The 19441-nt window shown below is 64.7% G+C and carries 16 protein-coding genes and 1 pseudogene; 5 read left to right on the plus strand and 12 right to left on the minus strand.

What is annotated here, in order from left to right; translation table 11 throughout:
* Positions 1-4 precede the first annotated feature (4 nt).
* Genes C8K18_RS10165 through C8K18_RS10190 form a run of 6 tightly spaced genes read right to left on the minus strand, consistent with a single transcriptional unit; the run spans position 5 to position 8039 of the window.
* A complete protein-coding gene (locus C8K18_RS10165) occupies positions 5-1585 on the minus strand; it encodes an AMP-binding protein (protein WP_006046925.1) in 1581 nt (526 codons plus the stop codon).
* On the minus strand, positions 1578-2111 hold the full coding sequence (locus tag C8K18_RS10170; protein WP_006046924.1) for a (2Fe-2S)-binding protein: 534 nt from the start codon (positions 2109-2111) through the stop codon (positions 1578-1580). Before C8K18_RS10170 ends, C8K18_RS10165 begins: the two co-directional genes overlap by 8 nt.
* Positions 2108-2929, minus strand: coding sequence for a xanthine dehydrogenase family protein subunit M (locus C8K18_RS10175; RefSeq protein ID WP_006046923.1), 822 nt, complete (start codon positions 2927-2929; stop codon positions 2108-2110). The genes C8K18_RS10170 and C8K18_RS10175 overlap by 4 nt, the downstream gene beginning before the upstream one ends.
* The gene (locus C8K18_RS10180; RefSeq protein WP_107707593.1) at positions 2926-5967 is read right to left on the minus strand and encodes a molybdopterin cofactor-binding domain-containing protein; all 3042 of its coding nucleotides are present in this window, start codon (positions 5965-5967) and stop codon (positions 2926-2928) included. Before C8K18_RS10180 ends, C8K18_RS10175 begins: the two co-directional genes overlap by 4 nt.
* Positions 5968-5971: 4 nt before the next feature.
* Complete coding sequence (locus C8K18_RS10185) at positions 5972-6586, minus strand: UbiX family flavin prenyltransferase (RefSeq protein ID WP_006046921.1); 615 nt, start codon at positions 6584-6586, stop codon at positions 5972-5974.
* Positions 6579-8039, minus strand: coding sequence for a UbiD family decarboxylase (locus C8K18_RS10190; protein ID WP_085962904.1), 1461 nt, complete (start codon positions 8037-8039; stop codon positions 6579-6581). The genes C8K18_RS10185 and C8K18_RS10190 overlap by 8 nt, the downstream gene beginning before the upstream one ends.
* Before the next feature lie 337 nt (positions 8040-8376).
* On the opposite strand from C8K18_RS10190, the gene C8K18_RS10195 reads away from it, so the two are divergent.
* Together C8K18_RS10195 and C8K18_RS10200 are read left to right on the plus strand one after the other, a co-directional pair.
* Complete coding sequence (locus tag C8K18_RS10195) at positions 8377-9297, plus strand: LysR family transcriptional regulator (RefSeq protein WP_006046919.1); 921 nt, start codon at positions 8377-8379, stop codon at positions 9295-9297.
* A 24-nt stretch (positions 9298-9321) separates the two neighbouring features.
* Positions 9322-10773 (plus strand): aldehyde dehydrogenase family protein, encoded by a 1452-nt coding sequence (locus tag C8K18_RS10200; RefSeq protein WP_107707393.1) that lies wholly within the window; start codon positions 9322-9324, stop codon positions 10771-10773.
* A gap of 169 nt (positions 10774-10942) precedes the next feature.
* Here C8K18_RS10200 and C8K18_RS10205 read toward each other — a convergent pair whose 3' ends face one another.
* Entirely contained in the window at positions 10943-11887 is a 945-nt protein-coding gene (locus C8K18_RS10205) for an AraC family transcriptional regulator (RefSeq protein WP_006046917.1), read from the minus strand.
* Positions 11888-12072: 185 nt separating this feature from the next.
* On the opposite strand from C8K18_RS10205, the gene C8K18_RS10210 reads away from it, so the two are divergent.
* The 3 genes from C8K18_RS10210 to C8K18_RS10220 all read left to right on the plus strand — a co-directional run bounded on the left by C8K18_RS10210 (position 12073) and on the right by C8K18_RS10220 (position 15461).
* Entirely contained in the window at positions 12073-12534 is a 462-nt protein-coding gene (locus tag C8K18_RS10210) for a (2Fe-2S)-binding protein (RefSeq protein WP_006046916.1), read from the plus strand.
* 2 nt (positions 12535-12536) lie between these two features.
* Complete coding sequence (locus C8K18_RS10215; protein WP_107707394.1) at positions 12537-14744, plus strand: xanthine dehydrogenase family protein molybdopterin-binding subunit; 2208 nt, start codon at positions 12537-12539, stop codon at positions 14742-14744.
* 345 nt (positions 14745-15089) lie between these two features.
* Complete coding sequence (locus C8K18_RS10220; RefSeq protein WP_107707395.1) at positions 15090-15461, plus strand: YciI family protein; 372 nt, start codon at positions 15090-15092, stop codon at positions 15459-15461.
* Positions 15462-15615: 154 nt separating this feature from the next.
* Here the strand turns inward: C8K18_RS10220 and C8K18_RS33655 are convergent.
* The 5 genes and pseudogenes from C8K18_RS33655 to C8K18_RS10245 form a co-directional block, all read right to left on the minus strand.
* A pseudogene (locus tag C8K18_RS33655) lies at positions 15616-15732 on the minus strand (porin); the annotation flags it as partial.
* 101 nt (positions 15733-15833) lie between these two features.
* Positions 15834-16682, minus strand: coding sequence for an oxaloacetate decarboxylase (locus tag C8K18_RS10230; RefSeq protein WP_107707396.1), 849 nt, complete (start codon positions 16680-16682; stop codon positions 15834-15836).
* A 143-nt stretch (positions 16683-16825) separates the two neighbouring features.
* Positions 16826-17251 (minus strand): OsmC family protein, encoded by a 426-nt coding sequence (locus C8K18_RS10235; protein ID WP_029965723.1) that lies wholly within the window; start codon positions 17249-17251, stop codon positions 16826-16828.
* 248 nt (positions 17252-17499) lie between these two features.
* Positions 17500-18054 carry a carboxymuconolactone decarboxylase family protein gene (locus tag C8K18_RS10240; protein ID WP_107707397.1) on the minus strand — a complete coding sequence of 185 codons (555 nt, stop codon included), beginning with the start codon at positions 18052-18054 and terminating at the stop codon, positions 17500-17502.
* Positions 18055-18111: 57 nt separating this feature from the next.
* Entirely contained in the window at positions 18112-19440 is a 1329-nt protein-coding gene (locus tag C8K18_RS10245; RefSeq protein ID WP_107707398.1) for an aspartate aminotransferase family protein, read from the minus strand.
* Position 19441: the final 1 nt, after the last annotated feature.

Genomic DNA, 19441 nt, shown 5'->3' on the forward strand with positions numbered 1-19441 from the left:
TGGGTTACTCCTTGGTGATTGTGGTTTCTGCAGGTCGTGCGGCCTGCGTATTCGAATCGGTCGTGTACTCGCCCGCTTGCAGCTTGCGGCGCAGAATCTTGCCGACCGGCGACTTCGGAATGTCGTCGACGAAAACGTAATCGCGCGGACGCTTGAAGTTGACGAGATCGGACTGGCGGCACCATGCATCGAGCGATTCCGAATCGACGTACTCGCGGCGCTTGATGAAAGCAACCACGCGCTGGCCCCAGCGCTCGTCCTTGACGCCTGCGACCGCGACTTCGTCGACGGCGGGATGCAGCGACAACAGCGATTCGATATCCACCGGCGAGATGTTTTCTCCGCCGCTGATGATCATGTCGTCGACGCGGCCCGTCACATAGAGATCGCCGTCGCGGTCGAGATAGCCTGTGTCTCCGGTGAAGTACCAGCCGTCGCGCAAGCTCTTCGCATCCGCGTCCGGACGATGCCAGTAGCCTTCGAAAGCTTCGTCGCCGAGCAGGTCGACGATGATCTGCCCTTCTTCGCCGGTGTCGGCGAGCTCATCGGGCGAAAGAGCATCGAGCTTCACCACGCGCAGCCGCGTATTGATGCCCGCGCGGCCCGCGCTGCCGGGTTTCCTGGTTGCATCCTGATCGATGCTGAACGTGTAGACCTCGGACGAACCATAGTGGTTGACGAACAGCTCCGGCTCGAACGCGGCCGAGAGGCGCTTGAGCAGGCCGTCGTTCATCGGTGCGCCGGCGAAGCCGAGCTTTCTGACCGACGAGGTATCCGTGTTCGGGAACGCGCTGTCGGCAAGCAGATCGTGATAAAGCGTCGGGACCAGATAGAGGCAGGTGAGCGCGTGCTTCGAGATGCATTCGAGCGCGAGCTTCGCGTTCCAGCGCCGCACGCAAACGAAAAGGCCATCCACGAGCGCCATGGCGAGCAGCGAGCGCACGCCCATCGTGTGATAGAGCGGCATTACGCCGAGCGTGCGTTCGCCGCGCCGGTAGAGGTTTTGCGCGACGTGCGCGAGCGCGCCCGCGCGTTCGTGCCGATGCCGGCGCGGCACGCCCTTCCCTTTGCCCGTCGTGCCCGATGTGTAGAGGATCAGCGAGATGTCGTCGGCGGTGGCGTGCGTCGTGTCGCTCGCAGCGCCGCTGCGCGTTCGTTCGACGATGAGCGTATCGAACGTGGCGGTGGCACCCGAAGCATCGTCGAGTCCGATGCGCGGCACTTTTTGTGCGGCGGCGCTCTGCGCGACGGCAGCGGCGCTGACGGGTTCGTAGACGATCGCCTTCGCTCCCGAGTCGGTCACGCAGTAGTCCAGTTCGTCCGGCTTCGCGCGCCAGTTGATCGGCACGATGACGATGCCTGCAAACTGTCCGGCCCAATGCAGCGTCGCCATTTCCCAGCGGTTTTGCAGCACGACGAGCAGCCGGTCGCCGCGTTGCAGGCCCAGTTCGCGCAGACCGTCGGCGACACTCAGGATCATGCGATGCCACTGCGCGTAGGTCAGTTGCACATCGCCATCGACGAGCGCGAGCGCGTGCGGGCTACGCTCGACGCTCTGCAGGAACGTGCGTCCGAGATCAAGCATGTTCGACCTCCGTCGTGCCTGCCTCGGCCCGGCGGCGCGCCGCAACGTCGAGCACCGCGGCCACGATGGGTGTGTAACCCGTACAGCGGCAGATATGACCCGACAGCATCTGCCGCACCTGCTCTTCGGATGGATTCGGCACGCGCCGCAGATAATCCGCGCACGACATCAAAATTCCCGCCGTGCAGAAGCCGCATTGCAGCGCGTGATGCCGCTGGAACGCCTGCTGAAGGTCGCCAAGCGTCTGATCGGGCGCGAGGCCCTCGACGGTATCGATACGCCGGCCATTGGCCTGCACGGCAAGCATCAGACACGAGCGCGCCGCGACGCCATCGACCTGCACGGTACATGCGCCGCATACGCCATGCTCGCAGCCGACGTGCGTGCCCGTCGCGCCGAGTTCGTGCCGAATGAAGTCCGACAGCAGTTCGCGCGGCTCGCAATGGCCGCTTCGTTCGCGGCCGTTCAGCGTCAGCGCGATCCGCTGCGCTTCGCCGTGCCGCATGATGGTGTCCGTCTTGCTCACTTTGCCTCCTCGATCACGCGCCATCCGAGTTGCCGCACCAGATTCCGGCGATATTTCGCGCCGATGTGCGCGTCGTCCTGCGCGTTCAGTTTCCAGCTCAAATCGTTCAGTGCGCCGCGCAGGTCGTCGCCTTGCAGACGAGGCCATTGCTCAGTGACCGGCCGGTCCGCGACGCCGCCGACTGCGATACGGATCGACTCGTCGGTGACGACGGCCGCACACGCGACGATCGCGAAATCGCCGTGCCGCGCGGAAAATTCCGTGAACGCGTAGCGCTCGCCCGGGCGGCGCAGCGGAAAGCGCACCGCTTCAACAAGTTCATCCGGCTCGCGCGCGGTCATCAGCATTCCCTGAAAGAAGTCCTGCGCGGCGAGCGTGCGGCGCTTTCTTCGCGAGCGCAGCATCACGTCGCCGCCAAGCGCGGAAAGCACGAGTGGCAACTCCGCGCTCGGGTCCGCATGCGCGATCGAACCGCACACGGTCCCGCGATTGCGAATCTGGAAGTGCGAGATATGCGGGAAAGCCATCGCGAGCAGCGGCGCTTCGTCGGCGAGCGTGCTGCGCCATTCGACGCTGCCTTGCGTCGCCGCGGCGTTCACGACGAGATGCCCCGCTTGCGTGTCGACGCGCACGGCATCGAGCTCCGCAGTACGCGAAATGTCGATAAGCACCTTGGGCTGTGCGAGCCGCATATTGAGCACTGCCATCAGCGACTGGCCGCCTGCCAGCACGCGCGCGTCTTCGCCGTATTGCGCGAGCGCGTCGAGCGCGTCTTGCGCGGTCATCGCGCGCAGGTAATCGAACGGTGCGGGCTTCATGCGTGTCTCCTGAAACGGGCGAGGAGTCTTGCGATCCACGATCCATGCGCTTCTACCGGCTTGCCCGCCGCCTGCCGTCCGAGCGATTCGAACAACTGCTTCAGCACGACCTTCGCAGCGCCTTCGAGCATGCGCGCGCCGACCGCCGCGACCTTGCCCGACACCTGGGCTTCGTAGTCGTACGTGAGCCGCGTGCCGCTGCCGTGCGGCGTCAGTTCGACGAGACCGTTGCCGCGCGCGCTGCCGAGCGGCGAGATGCCCGCACCCGCGAGACGCAGGCGACGCGGCGCCTCGATCTCCGACAAGCCGATACGCGCTTCGAAACGGGCCTTGATCATGCCGACGCCGACGGTCACGTCCGCGCGATACTGGTTCGGTGCCGTTTCTTCGAGCGCGTGGCAGCCGGGAATGACGTTCGCCAGCGCCTTCGGATCGAGCAGCACGGCGAACACGGCTTCGGGCGTCGCGGGCAGATCGACCGCGCCCTGCGCCGTCAGCGCGCGTCCGCCGCCCGGCGTCGCGGGCTTCGTGGCAGGCGCTTCGCGATATTCCGGCCGCGACGGTTCGGGATCGTCGATGCCGATCATCGCCATCACTTTGGGCGGCGTGAGCGGCAAGCGAATGTCTTCGACACCGAGCGCATCCGCCACCGCATTCGCGATGCACGGCGGCGTGCTCATGTTGTTGCCTTCGCCGAGGCCCTTCGCGCCGAGCGGCGTGAAAGGCGAAGGCGTTTCCAGATGCACGATGAGCGGATCGGGCACTTCGCATGTCGTCGGCATCAGATAGTCGGCGAGCGTGCCCGACTGGAAGCTGCCGTCCGCGCCGTAGCGGAACTCTTCCATCAGCGCCGCGCCGACGCCTTGCGCGAACGCACCGCGAATCTGGCCATCGGCGAGTGCGGGGTTCAGGATGGTGCCGGCGTCGTGCACGGTCACATAGCGGTCGATGCGCACGCGTCCGGTCGTGCGATCCACTTCGACACCGCACATGTCGAATGCGAAGCCATACGCGGCCGATGTATTGATGCGGTCGTGTTCGTCGGGCGCATCCATGTGCGGCGGCGACCAGAACACGGTTTCGCGCAGGCCCGGCTCTTCGCCTTCGGGCAGGAGCGCGGGCGCCCAGTGCGGCGCATTGCTCGCTGCGCGCGCGAACGGCAACGCGCGGTCGGCGGCGTCGCGCGGATAGACGCGCCCGCCTTCGAAGCGCACGTCGTTCGCCGCGCAGTCGAACTGCCTGGCGAGCACGCGCGCGAGTTTGTCGCGCACGCGCGTCGCGGCGAGATGCACGGTGCCTGCCACCGCGCCCGCGAAGCGGCTCGAATAATTGCCCGCCGCGACGGACCAGGCGTCCTTGTGCGTATCGAACTCGACATTGACGACGATGTCCTTCGGATCGAGCCCGAGCACGTCGGCGACGACTTGCGCGCACACCGTCATGTGGCCCTGGCCTGCGGGCGTCGACGCGATGGTCACCACCACGCCGCCGAGCAGATCGACGCTGACCGTCGCGCTCGCGATCGCGCCGTTCTTCGGTCCGGCTTTTTTGCGCGCGTCGGCGGGCATCACAGTCGTGATGTAGCCCATGTTGGAGACCGACGGCTCCACGATCGCCGCGAAGCCTATGCCATAGAACCGCCCTGCGCGTCGCGCGGCGTTGCGGCGCGCGACGAGTTCGTGGTATCCGCCATCGTCGATCGAACGGCGCAGCGCTTCCTGATAGTTGCCCGAATCGAGCAGCGCGCCCGCTGCCGCGCGATACGGGAAGGCATCGGCGGGAACGAAGTTGCGGCGATAGACGTCGAGCACATCGAGCTTCAACTCGATGGCGATGCGCTGGATCAGCCGCTCCAGTGCGAAGTACACCTGCGGTCCGCCGAAGCCGCGCACGAGTCCGGTCGGCGTCTTGTTGGTCAACACGACGCGGTTGCGCACGAGCAGATTCGGGATGGCGTACGCGCCCGTCAGACAGCCGTGCATCCGGTAAAACGTCGCGGGCTCGGGCGCGCGCACGTAGCCGCCGACGTCTTCCAGTTGATCGTAGGACAGCGCGACGATGCGGCCATCCGCTTCGACCGCCGCTTCAATTGTCGAGAGGCGCGCGGTCGCCGATGTGGCCGCGCTCAAATGCTCGAGCCGGTCCTCGACCCATTTCACCGGCGCGCCCGCCTTGCGCGACGCGAGGCACATCAGCACCACGTACGGAAACACGGCCTGCTTCACGCCGAAACTGCCGCCGGAATCGCGCGGTGCCTTATGACGCAGACGATTGGCGGGCACGTTCAACGCCATCGCCATGACGGCGTGCAGCGAGAACGGTCCCATGAAATTCGACGTGACGTCGTAGCCTTCATCGCCGGAAAGGTACTCGGCGATGACTGCGCCGCACTCGATCGGCGCACAGGTATTGCGCGGATAATGCGCGACCAGCTTCACGCGATGCGGCGCGCGTTCGAAGGCCGCTTCGGGCTCGCCGTAGCGGAAGTGCCGGTCGCTGATGACGTTGCTGCCTACGCGCTCGTGCAGCGCGGGGCCTTCGTTGCTCGCGGCCTGTTCGATCGACGTCACGGGATCGAGCATCGCATAGTCGACCTTGATGAGATCGAGCGCGTCTTCGGCGAGCGCACGCGATTCCGCCATCACGACCGCGACCGGCTCGCCGACGTAGCGCACGCGGTCCATCGCGAGCGCCCACTGCTCCATTGGCGACTTCACGCCGACGACGAAGGGACGCGACCACGCACGCAGATCGTCGCGCGTTAGCACGGCGCGCACGCCGGCGAGTTTGGCTGCGGCTTGCGTATCGATCGACAGGATCTCCGCGTGCGCGTGCGGCGAACGCAGAATCGCGGCGTGCAGCGTGCCCGGCTTCACAGCGATGTCGTCGCCATAGCGACCGCGGCCTGTCAGGATCGCAGGGTCTTCGAGGCGCTGCATCGAGCGCCCGATGTGACGCCGCGGTGTGCTCGCGTCGCGCGTCCCGTTGTCGGCGACACGCGCGTTTATGTCGGCAAATGCGGTTTCGCGCTGATTCATGACGTTACTCCTCACGCGCGGCGCGGCCGCCGAATTCGTCGGCAAGACCGTTCCAGCGGCGCGCAATTTCCTCATGGTCGATACCGAACAGATCGAGAATCCGCCCGACCGTGTGATCGACCACGTCCTCGATGGTCTGCGGATGCGCGTAGAACGCGGGCACCGGCGGCATCACGATCGCGCCCATTTCCGTGGCGAGCGTCATGTTGCGCAGATGCGCGAGATTGAGCGGCGTTTCGCGCGCGACCAGCACGAGGCGGCGGCGCTCCTTGAGCATCACATCGGCCGCGCGAGTGAGCAGGTTGTCCGCGAAACCGTTCGCGACACTCGCAAGCGTTTTCATCGAACACGGGGCGATCACCATGCCTTCGGTCAGAAACGATCCGCTCGCGACCGCGGCGCCAATGTCGCGTACGTTGTGCACGACGTCGGCGAGCGCGTCGATGTCGCCGCGCGCAAGGCCGAGTTCCTGCGCCGCCGTCACCGCGCCGGATGCGGACACGACCAGATGCGTTTCGTGCGTGCCGAGGCGGCGCAACGCGGCGAGCAGGCGCACGCCGATCACAGCGCCGCTCGCACCCGAAATACCGACGACGATGCGCTTCTTGCGTTCAGTCATGATCGCGCGACAAGTAGGCGTCGAACGCGCTGTTGTCAGCGGCGACGAGTGTGTGCAGATCCACCGAGTCTTGCCCCGGAATGCGCACGCGTGTGAACACATGCGCGGGATACACGACGGGGCGCGTCGCATCGAGGCCCATCTTTGCGCTCACGCCTTGCAGATGCGACGGCGCGTCGTCGGGTTGGCCGACGGTCGTCGACGGATCGAGCGGCGAACCCTGCGCGCCTTCGATCACAACGAGATCGCGGTCGGCCTGGAAGCGCGTCGCGATGGCCCATTCGATTTCGGCGGGATCGTGCACGTTCACATCGGTATCGACAACGACGACCTGCTTGATGTCGTAATGCGCGCCGAACGCGCACAGAATGACGTTCTTCGCTTCGCCTTCGCGCTTCTTGTCGAACTGCACCCACAGGTGATAGCGGCACACGCCGCCGACAGACAGATGAACGTCCTTCACCGCCGGATGGCTGCGCTGCAGATGCGCGAGCAGCGTTGCTTCGCGCGGAATTGCGCCCAGCAGCAGATGCTCCATTTCGGCGGGCACGATCGTATGAAAGATCGGATCGCGCCGATGCGTCACCGCGGTCACCTCGATGACTTCGCGCGCTTCCCTCGCGCTGTAGTACTTCGGAAACTCGCCGAACGGGCCCTCGGGCTCGCGGACGTTCGGCAGAATCCGCCCTTCGATGACGATCTCCGCAAACGCCGGCACGTGCACACCATTCGTCACACATTGCGCGACCGGCAGCGGCGCACCATGCAGCGCGCCCGCAATTTCCAGCTCGTCATGATCGATGGGTGTGATCGCTTGCGACGCAAGCATCGTGAGCGGATCGACACCGATCGCGATTGCTACGTCGAGCGCGTCGCCTGCAGCTTCTGCCTCGCGATGAAATGCGTAGAGATGCCGCGGCAGCAGCAGGATCGCCATGCGATTCTGGCCATGCACCTGAATGCGGTTGATCGAAACGTTCTGCACGCCGGTGCGCGGATTGCGCGCGATCACGAGGCCCGCCGTAAGGTAGGGGCCGTTGTCGTACTCGCTGTGCGTGGGAATCGGCAGCAGCGCGTGAAGATCGATGCCGCTCGTATGCACCACTTGCTGACACGGCGCCTCTTCACGTCCGACGACTTTCGATTCGAGCGGCGCGGCGGCCGCAGCGGAGAAACGCGCGAGCAACGCGGATTCGTCGACGCCCATCGCTTCCGCAATCCACGCACGCTTCGACATGAAACCGCTGACGACGGGCACCGCATGGCCGCCCGGCTGCGTGAAGAAGGCCGCCTGCGTGCCGTCCAGGCACTTGGCGATCGCGGCGAGTTCGTGCTCGAGCGCAACGGGCTTGTCGATCGCCGCGACGCGGCCGCTCCGACTCAGATGTGCAAGCCAGTGACGCAAGGTGCGCGCAGGCCCGACGTCGTTCGCCGGGGCGCCCAGGGACGTCATCGGCGAGCTTTCGCGTGAATTCATTTTGAGTCTCTCTCCATTGCTGCCGGCCTCGGAGGTGCTAACACCGGCAGATTGAAGAGCAGAATATCGACGCCACGGTATAAGCGATAATATTAATTTTTGAACCTAGGCATCAGAAATACTGATGTCCGTACGGATACTGATGCAAGACAGTCCCCGTTTTGATACCAAGTAAAAAAGGGAAGACGGACCGGGCTTTTGATACGCGCCAACGGTACGAATCGCAGCACGCCGGCAAACATGTTGATACCTCGACTCATCGCGTATCAGCGCATATGATTGGCGAAACAGGTATCACGACGAGCGCTGCCCAATGGATCTCAAACAAATTCAGTACTTCATCGCTCTCTTCGAAGACGGATCGGTAACTCGTGCGGCCAAACGGCTAAACATAGTTCAACCGGCTTTGAGCATGCAGATCGCCAAGCTCGAAGACGAGTTGAAGCAGACCTTGTTCGAGCGCGGCGCACATGGAATGACTCCAACTGCTGCCGGCCGTTTGATGTATCGCCTTTATTTGCCGATCATGCGCGATCTCAAGCAAGCGCAGACACAACTGATGCAGCGCGATGAGGTCGTGTCTGGACACGTTTCCCTGGGACTGATTGCGTCTGTCAGCGAGAGCGTGCTTGCGGATGCGCTTTCGCGCTTTCACGAGCAGTACCCGCACGTCGAAGTAACGGTAGCCGACGGCTACAGTGCGACTTTTATCGATCTCGTGACAGGCGGACAGCTTGAAGCCGCGTTGATCAACCGGCCACGCGCCCGCTTATCTCTCGACTCGGAGCCATTGCTGGACGAAGAAATGGTGTTGGCAACCGGCGTGAATGGCGGACCCACATTGCCGCCCGTCATTGAGCTCGCACAAGTGCAGGAACTGGATCTTGTGTTGCCGACAAAACGTCACGGCTTGCGCGGCGTGCTCGACGCGGCCGCGCAATCCGCAGACGTGCTTCTGGCGCCCCGTTTCGAGATCGATGTTCTGAGCGCCATCGTCAAGCTCGTCGAAAACACGGGGTTCGCCACGATCCTTCCTCGCATCGTGGTCGAACGTTCGGTGCAGCGCGGCACCATGCGCGCGCATCCGATCCTTGCGCCGCGAATCGTGCGGCACATCGTGCGAATCAGTCACCCTCGCCGTCCGATAAGTGCTGCTACGGAAGCGCTAACAGCGATCATTGCCGACGAACTACGGAAGGTATCGGCCGGCGCATCCGACCCTGTCGATTCTTAACAACCACGCCCACTGGATAGTTAAATGGAAAGAGACGCTATGAATTGGATCGCCGGCGAATGGGCCGGCAAGCCCGTGCTCGCAAGCTCCGATCCTTCGAACGGAGAGACGCTCGGCCGGTTCGTCAGCTCGAACACGCAAGAGGCGGACGCCGCCGTCGCGGCTGCCCGCCATACGTTCGATCACACAACGTGGGCACAGGATGCCCGTCGACGGCAGGATGTTTTGCTTCGCTGGGCGCAAGCTCTCGAGTTGTCGGTGGAACCGCTAGCGGAATTGCTGACACGTGAAAACGGCAAGACTATTGGGCAGGCGCGAGGAGAAATGCGCGCCGCGATTTCGGAAGTGCGCTACTACGCGGGACTCGCGCGCCACATTGCCGGTCACGTCATCGAGCCCGAGCCAGGCACCATCTCCACGATGTTGCGCGAGGCCGCCGGCGTTGCGGCGATCATCGTGCCGTGGAACGCTCCCGCTGTGCTGCTCGTGCGGTCCCTTGCGCCCGCCCTCGCTGCCGGATGCACGGCCATCGTCAAGCCGGCTGCCCAGACGTCATTGATCACCGCGGCAATGATCCGTTGCCTCGACCACCCGGCGCTTCCCGCCGGTGCTGTCAATCTGCTTCTCGAAAACGGCGCAGAAGCCGCTGCGCGACTGGTCGAGTCCGCCGATGTCGATGTGATCAGCTTTACGGGTTCGACGGAAGTCGGCAAGCGAATCATGCGCGCCGCTGCAGACAGCATGAAGCGATTGTCGCTTGAGCTGGGCGGCAAATCGTGCTGTGTCGTCTTCGAGGACAGCGACGTTAAGGCCATTGCACCTCGTCTTGCCCGGGCCGCGACCATCATCTCCGGACAACAATGCACCGCTGCACGGCGAATACTCGTGCATGTGTCAAAGGCGGACCAAATGCGAGACGAACTTGTCAAAGCACTCGCAAGCCTCAAGGTTGGCCCAGGGATCGATCCAGCTTCCGACATTGGCGCGCTGATCGATGTTGCGTCCCGCGACGCTGTCCAGACCACGGTTGAACGAGCGTGTGACCTTGCAGATCGCGTGCTCTTGCGCGGGACTTCGAGCGGACCGGGCGCCTTTCTGTCACCGACACTGGTCGAGCACGAAGATCCTCACGCCTTCTTTTGCCAGGACGAGATCTTTGGCCCGTTCGTCACGTTAGAGACTTTTGAGACCGAAAAGGAAGCCGTTGAAAAGGCAAACAACACCGTTTTTGGCCTGTCCGCGAGCGTGTGGACCCACGACTCCGCTCGGGCTTTCCGGATTGCGCGTGCGCTGCGAGACGGGACCGTCTGGATCAACGACCACAATAAGTTGTTCGCAGAGGCCGAAACTGGCGGCTATCGGCAGAGCGGACTGGGCCGGTTGCACGGCTACGACGCGCTAGCGGACTTCACGGAGATCAAGCATATCTGTGTCGGTGCAGGAGTCCTGGAAGGCATCGAAGTGCTTGGCTCGTGACGGAATCAGATAACCGTTGACCTCGATTGCAAAAAAACGCGATGACCCAAATCAGAACACGGCACGTAAATATGGGTCCCGCGTGCATCAGGATGGCGGGCTTAAGGGAATGCGGGACGGTCTGGATCGGCCTGCTTTTCCAATATGGACGGACTTAGCCGTCGCCAGCCTACTCTCCGAACCCCACCATGTTCCGGCGCCTTAGCTGCGCCACATCGCGAAGTGGAGGCGCCCCAAACAACCGGCTATATTCGCGGCTGAATTGGGAAGGGCTGTCATACCCGACCCTGATCGCCACCGACCCAACATCGCCGTTCTGCCCAAGTAACATTCTCCGGGCCTCTTGCAGTCGCAACTGTTTCTGATATTGCAGCGGGCTCAGCGTCGTGACGTTCTTGAAGTGGTGATGGAGCGACGACACGCTCATGTTCACGTGCTGCGCGAGCATCTCCATCCGCAAAACCTCGGTGTAGTGATTCTGGATCCACTCAATCGCCCGCGCGATCCGGTTCGTCGGACTCCCGTTGACGGCGATATGCCGCAGCCGCTTGCCCTGCTCGCTTGTCATCAGCCGATAGAGCAGCTCCTTCACGATAAGCGGCGCGAGAACCGGGATGTCATTCGGAGTATCGAGCAATCGCGCGAGCCGCAGCGCCGCATCGAAAACCGGCGCCGACAGCGAGCCGACGGCGATGCCTTCGCCCGCCGACGCGGCGCCCGGTTCCGGCAGACGCACTTGCGTCGCCAGCTCGGCGATGCACTGCGGATCGAGGGCGAGCTTCACGCACAGGTACGGCGCGTCGGACGACGCTCGCGTGACCCGCGACGTCATCGGCAGATCGACGGACGTCACGAGGCAATGCAGATGATCGTAGTCGTAAGCCTGCCCCCCGACCACAACCCGCTTGGCGCCCTGCGCCGCGAATACCAACGCGGGGCTCGCCACGCCGCAGCCGAGATCGACGGGCGTGGAGTACCGGTAGAACGCCAGCGAGGGAATCGCCGTCTGATGCGCGCCGTCCACGGGCGCGAAGCGGCTGACGAGCGCGGCCAGTTCGCGGCGTGCCGTTTCGCGCGACGCCGAAGCATCCAGCCAGGAAGAATTCTGTTTCATGCGCGTTGAGCTCCGTTGACGGAACCGAGCATAACCAGGCGCTGCCGCGCAACGACGGTCGTGCTGCTCCATTTGCAGCATTGTTCAATAATTTTGCAGGATTGTGTAAGCGCAACGGCACGCACTCGGTCACACTGCCGCGTACACCCGGCGCCAAGTTCGGGCCTTCCCCACGGAGAGGTTCCATGTCCACATCGTTTGTCCTGAACGGCAAGAACGTTACGCTCGATGCCGATCCCACTACCCCGCTTCTCTGGGCGATTCGCGAGAACGCGGGCCTGCACGGCACGAAGTTCGGTTGCGGCATGGCGCAATGCGGCGCCTGCACGGTTCATCTGGAAGGCGAAGCCACGCGTTCGTGCGTGCTGCCGCTCGCCGCCGTCGCGGGTAAGCGCATCACGACTATCGAAGGTATCGAAAGCCGGCCCGCGAAAGCGATCCAGGCTGCATGGGTCAAGCTGCAGGTGCCGCAGTGCGGATACTGTCAGTCCGGTCAGATCATGTCCGCGACCGCCTTGCTCGAACGCAACGCCACGCCCACCGACGCCGACATCGACGCCGCGATGAACGGCAATCTGTGCCGCTGCGCGACCTACGCCCGCATACGCGCGGCCATTCACGAAGCCGCCGCCACCCTGAAGGCCTGACCATGACGACCGATCTCGATCTCCCGGATGCCGTGCGCCCGTCGCGCCGGACCTTCCTCAAAGCAGCCGGCGCAGTCGCGGCAGTCGGCCTCACCATCGGCTTCGAATGGGCGGGTACGGGCCGCCGCGCGCTCGCCGCCACGGCGCCCGAGGCGGCGTTCGCACCCAACGCCTTCCTGCGCGTCGCGCCGGACAACAGCGTGACCGTCATCGCGAAGCACGTCGAGATGGGCCAGGGCGCGTACACCGGCATCGCGACGATCGTCGCCGAGGAACTGGATGCGAACTGGCAGGACGTCCGCGTCGAAAGCGCCCCCGCTGACGCGAAGCGCTACGCGAATCTCGCGTTCGGCATGCAGGGCACGGGCGGCAGTTCGGCGATGGCCAACTCGTGGATGCAATTGCGCGAAGCCGGCGCGAAAGCGCGCGCGATGCTGGTCTCCGCCGCCGCCGCGCAGTGGCGGACGCCTGCGTCCGAGCTGACGACGCGCGACGGCAGCGTTCATCACGCGGCCACGAACCGGACCGCGACGTACGGCTCGCTCGCGTCGGCCGCGGCCCGGCTACCGGTGCCGGACAAGGTCGCGCTCAAATCACCGAAGGATTTTCGTTTGATCGGCCACCAGGCGCCGCGCGTCGACGTCCCTCCGAAAACCGACGGCACCGCGCAGTTCACGCTCGACGTGACGTTTCCCGGCATGCTGGTCGCGTTGCTGCAGCGTCCGCCGCTCTTCGGCGCGACGGTCAGGTCGTTCGACGCGTCCGCTGTGAAAGCCGTGCCGGGCGTGGTTTCGGTCGTGCAGGTGCCGGGCGGCGTAGCGGTGGTCGCGAAGGGCTTCTGGGCGGCCAAGCAGGGCCGCGACGCCCTGAAGATCGAATGGGACGATTCGAAGGCCGAGAAGCGCAGCTCGGACGCGATCATGGCCGAATACCGGCAGCTCGCCGAACAGCCCGGCGCATCCGCCCGCAAGGACGGCGATGCGACGCAGGCGCTCGCGGGCGCAGCGAAGAAGATCTCCGCCACCTACTCGTTCCCCTACCTTGCTCACGCGCCGATGGAGCCGCTCGACGCCGTCGTCAAGCTCACCGCCGATAGCTGCGAGATCTGGGCCGGCGACCAGTTCCAGACCGTCGACCAAGGCAATGCCGCGCGCACGGCGGGGCTCGACCCGCAGCAGGTCAAGATTCACACGCTGTATGCGGGCGGCAGCTTCGGGCGGCGCGCGAACGCGCGGTCGGACTATATCGTCGAGGCCGTGTCGATCGCCAGGGCGCTGGGCGCGAACGGCACGCCCGTCAAACTGCAGTGGACCCGCGAGGACGACATCCACGGCGGCTTCTACCGGCCGATGTACTTCCACAAGCTCGACGCGGGCCTGAGCGCGGACGGCAAGCTGGTCGGCTGGCGGCACAGGATCGTCGGCCAGTCGATCCTCGGCGGCACGCCGTTCGCGAGCGCCATGATCAAGAACGGCATCGACGCGACCTCCGTCGAGGGAGCCGCCAACATGGCATACGCGATTCCGAACATCTCGGTCGAACTGACGACCACGCAGACCGGCGTGCCGGTGCTGTGGTGGCGAGTGGTCGGCAGCTCGCACACGGCATTCGCGGTCGAGGCGTTCATTGACGAAGCCGCGCATGCAGCGGGCAAGGACCCGTTCGTGTTCCGCCGCGATCTGCTCGCGCACGAACCGCGCATGCGGGCCGTGCTCGAACTCGCCGCGAGGAAAGCGGGCTGGGACCCGGCCAAACCGTTGCCGAAAGGCCGCGGACGCGGCATCGCGGTGGCCGAGGCGTTCAAGACGTTCGTCGCGCAGGTTGCGGAAGTCTCCGTCGACAAGGACGGTAACGTGAAGATAGAGCGTGTCGTCTGCGCGGTGGATTGCGGTACGCCCATCAATCCCGACATCATCGCTGCACAGATGGAAGGCGGGATCGGCTTCGGTCTCGGCGCGGTGTTGCACAGCGCGATCACGCTGAAGGACGGCAAGGTCGAGCAGAACAACTTCGACGGCTACCAGGTACTGCGAATCGCCGAGATGCCCAAGGTCGAAGTGCATATCGTGCCCTCGGGCGAGGCGCCCACGGGTGTCGGCGAGCCGGGTGTCGCGCCGGTCGGGCCTGCGGTCGCGAATGCGATTTTTGCAGCCACCGGCGAACGGCTTCACAGCTTGCCGTTTCCGGCCGCTGCGAAGAAAAGCGCCTGACGGTCGATTCTTCCGCCCCTTTCGTGCCGAGTGTTCGGCCTGTCCTACGTGAAGGTGAGGTCGCGAACGGTTCCATACGTGGCTCCGTTCGTGCCTCGCTCAAAGGGGGGTTGGAAAATCAGGCGGTAGCGTCGCTGAATGCACCGTTGACGAACGATGAGCGCGTTGAACAGCGTCGCGGTATCGGTCGCACCTTGGGACTCGCCCGAGGGCGCCGACGGCTGGCGGCACGGATCAAAGTTCAATGTTCGACTTGCCAGCGCAGCACCGGATGCGTGGCGCCGGCCGGCATCGTTCCCGACCATCAGCTTCGTCGTCAGTACATACCCACTCAAAGGATCTCCTATGAAATACCTCGGATTGGCCTACTTCACCCCCGAAAGGTTTGCCGCGATGTCACCGGACGACGTCAAGGAACTGGTGAGCCGATGCCCCGCGTTGGACGAGAAGATGCGTGCTACCGGCAAGGTTCTGATTTCCGCGTCGCTTGGCGATCTGGACGGCTGGAGGACACTTCGCCCGCGCAGTGGCAAAACGCAAGTGACCGATGGACCGTACACCGAGTCGAAGGAAGTCGTGGGCGGCCTGTTTATCATCGAAGCAGATAGCCTTGACGAGGCGTTGCGCATCGCGTCCATGCACCCGGCCGCCACTCTGGGCGAGGAAGGCGGATGGGCCGTTGAACTTATCCCCATGGATTTCTACCTGGCTCGATAACGGCCGCAGCGCCTGTCTCAGGAATGAGTGGGCGCCTTTCCACAAACACGTTCCAGGCTTCGTCGTTTCTGCCCCACAGTGCGCGTTCCCTATCGGACCGGGAGGAATGGCGCGCGCTGGGTCCTATCAAGCAGGTAATGCGGACCAGGTCAGGTTAGAAGGTATGACGAACGCCGACCGCAAAAGTATTGCCAGTGGGGTGCGCGCTCAGCTTGTCGTAAGAGTAGATCGCGTAGATGTCCGTCCGTTTGGACAGGACGTGGTCGTAACCGAGCTCTTCGGAGTTCCAGCAGGGTGTATCCGCGGCCTTCGTGCGATCCATCTGAGGGCGACCAGGGCACTGGATGAGTTGGTGATGCTACGCGTGCCTTGTCACCCCGGCGTCGGCCACTTTCGCTCGGCCGTTGCGAAGGACTCGTTGAGTTCGTTGCCGCTCGCCGCATCCTTCGTGTAATTGAACGTGCCCTCGTCGCGAATTTCATGCGCGGCGCGCAAGAAGGCGCCGAGCGCCGCGCGCGCCAGCGAACCGCCGACGCTCACGCGGCGCACGCCCATCGATTGCAATTCATCGACGCTGAGCAGCACGCCCTGCAAGCCCATCAACACGTTGACGGGACGTTCCAGTGCGTTCACCACGGCGGCGATTTCCTCGCGCGTCTTGAGCCCCGGCGCATACAGCACGTCGGCGCCCGCTTCCTGATAGGCGAGCAGGCGGCGGATCGTGTCGTCGAGGTCCGGACGCCCGCACAGGTAGTTCTCGGCGCGCGCCGTCAGCGTGAAGGGAAACGGCTGCGCGCGGGCGGCTTCGACCGCGGCGCGCACGCGCTCGACGGCGGCCTGGAATGGATAGATGGGTTCGTCGGCGCGGCCGGTGGCGTCCTCGATCGAGCCGCCGACCACGCCCGCCTGCGCCGCCAGGTGGATGGTCTTCGCGCACTCCTCGGGCGCGTCGCCGAAGCCGTTCTCCAGATCGGCGCTGACGGGCAGATCGGTGGCGTGCGCGATTTCGGCGAGGTGGACCATCATCTGCGCGCGGCCTACTGCGTTATCCGGCAAGCCGCGCGAAAACGCGTAGCCGGCGCTGCTGGTGGCGAGCGCCTTGAAGCCGGCCAGCGCGAGCAGCCGCGCCGAGCCGATGTCCCACGGGTTAGGAATGACGAACGCTTCTTGCGCTGCGTGCAGCGCCTGGAATTGCGCCGCTTTTTCGGCCTGGTTTTTCATCGCGGATGCCATTGAGAAGCGCCGCGCCGGCGCAAGATGCCGGCACTGCGGCGCGGGTTGCCGGGAAGTTTTGAAGCGCGGCGAGGCGATGCAATGCGATGCGCGCCGGCATCGCTCGCCGCTAACCGCGTGCCGAGGTCCGCTCAGGTTTCGAGCTTCGCGTCCATCGTGATGGTCGCGTTCAGCACCTTCGACACCGGACAGCCCGCCTTCGCGTCCGCGGTGGCTTTGTCGAACGCAGCCTTGTCGCCGCCGGGAATTTTCACCGCGACGTCCAGATGCACGGCGGTGATCGTGAAGCCGCCGCCGTCCTTGTCGAGCGAAACGGTTGCGGTCGTGCCGATACGTTCCGGCGTGATGCCCGCCTTGCCCAGTTCCGCCGACAACGCCATCGAGAAGCAGCCCGCATGCGCGGCCGCGATCAGCTCTTCCGGATTGGTGCCGATGCCGTCCGCGAAGCGCGTGGAAAACGAATATTGAGTCTCCTTAAGGACGCCGCTGTCGGTGGAAATGGAGCCCTTGCCGTCTTGCAGACCGCCTTGCCAGACTGCTGATGCCTTGCGCTTCATCGTTCTCTCCTGTTTGTGCCCTGCTTCGCACGCTGCACGACTGATCGCGAGTACCGCCGCGGCGGTCCAGCCCGAGGTTTCCGCGGCTTGAGGCGTCGGTCGCGAGTGCGGCGCTGCGTGACGGGCGCGGACGTGGACCGACCTTCATCATAGGCGGTTCCGTGTGCCAATGCCGTGAAGGTGTCCATGCGCCCGCGACGGCCTGGCGCAATACGGCCGCCAAGCCGTCCCGCTGCCGACGAAAAAAACTATTCGGCGAACGGCAGACTCTGTTGCCCGTTGGCGCGCATGTCGAACACGTTGAGCGTCATCGCGACGAGCGCATAGTAGCCGAGAAGCCCGACGAGATTGATCACGACCTCATGCCCGAAGCGCGCGAGCGCCCTCGCATACGTCGCGTCGGACACGCGCTTCGTGTCGTACAGTTCGCTTGCGAAGTCGTAGATAAGCGCGTCGTCCGCGTCTTCGAAGTCGGGCTGCAGTCCGTTGCGGATCGCTTCCGCGTCGGCTTCGCGCACGCCCGCTTCGAGCGCAATCGGATAGTGAATGTACCACTCGGCCTGCGCCCGCCAGCGCGCCGCCGTCACGAGAATCGCGAGTTCGGACAGACGCAGCGGCAAGCCCGTGCGATAGCGGCAGAACGCGCCCAGGCGCTGCGCCTGCTGCGCGAGTTCCGGGCTATGAATCCAGCCGAGAAACGGTCCGTTCAGGTTGCCGCGCGGCCCGGACAAAATCTCGTCGAGAACGGCCTTTTGTTCGGGCGTCGCATCGGATAGCTGGAAGGCGGGCAGGCGCTCGGTCATGGTGGTCTTTCTCTCTCTGGTGAAAATGAAGGCAACCGCGGCGGGCGTGGCCTGCGCTCAGATCGCGGCGAGCGCGCCGTCGATCGCATCGGCGAGGCGGCTCACGATTTCGTCGATGTCGCGCGCGGTGCAGATAAACGGCGGCGCGAGCAGCACATGATCGCCGATCTTGCCGTCGACCGTGCCGCCCATCGGATACACCATCAAGCCGCGCGCGAATGCTTCGCGGCGAATCGCGGCATGCAGCTTCAGGCTTGCGTCGAAAGGCGCCTTCGTCTCGCGGTCGCTGACCAGTTCGACGCCGACAAAAAGTCCGCGCCCGCGCACGTCGCCGATATGCGGATGCTTCGCATAGTGCTCGCGCAACAGCCCGCGCAATTGCTCGCCGCGCGCGAGAACGTTGGGCAAGAGCTTGTCGTCGGCGATCACGCGCTGCACTTCGAGCGCGGCGGCGCACGCGGTCGCGTGACCGATGTACGTGTGGCCATGCTGAAAAAAGCCCGTTCCGCCGACAATAGCCCGATAGATCCGCTCGCTCACGAGCACAGCGCCGATCGGCTGATAACCGGCGCCGAGTCCCTTGGCGATGGTCAGGATGTCCGGCGCGACGCCGTCTTCCTCGCACGCGTACAGATAGCCGGTGCGGCCCATGCCCGACATGATTTCATCGAGAATCAGCAGCACGCCATAGCGGTCGCACACCGCGCGAATCTTGCGGAAGTATTCGCGCACCGGCGGCACCGCGCCGGCAGTCGCGCCGACCACCGTTTCCGCGACGAAAGCCGCCACCGAATCGGCGCCGAGTTCGAGAATCTTCTGCTCGAGTTCATCGGCGAGGCGCTGGGCGAATTCGATGTCGGTTTCGTCCGCGCGCTGCTCGCGATACGCGTAACACGGGCTCACGTGATGCGCTTCGATCAGCATCGGCAGGAACGGCTCGCGCCGCCACGCGTTGCCGCCAATCGCGAGCGCTCCGAGCGTGTTGCCGTGATAACTCTGCCGCCGCGCGATGAAATGACGCCGGCCCGGCTCGCCCTTTTCGACGAAGTATTGCCGCGCGAGCTTCAGCGCGGCCTCGATTGCCTCCGAGCCGCCCGACACGAAATACACGTGCTCGAGACCTTGCGGCGCGGCGGCGACGAGCCGGTCCGCGAGTTCCTCGGCGGGCTGCGTCGTGAAGAACGACGTGTGCGCGTAGGGCAACTGTTGCGCCTGCCGTTTGATCGCGTCGATCACGCGCTGGTTGCTGTGGCCGAGGCACGACACGGCGGCGCCGCCCGATGCGTCGATATAGCGCTTGCCGGTGGAGTCGATGATCTCGATGCCGTCGCCAGCAACGGCAATCGGCAACGACTGCTTCGGCGAACGATGAAATACGGTGGACATG

This window comes from Paraburkholderia sp. GV068 (assembly GCF_003058125.1).
GTDB classification, from domain to species: Bacteria; Pseudomonadota; Gammaproteobacteria; order Burkholderiales; family Burkholderiaceae; genus Paraburkholderia; species Paraburkholderia graminis.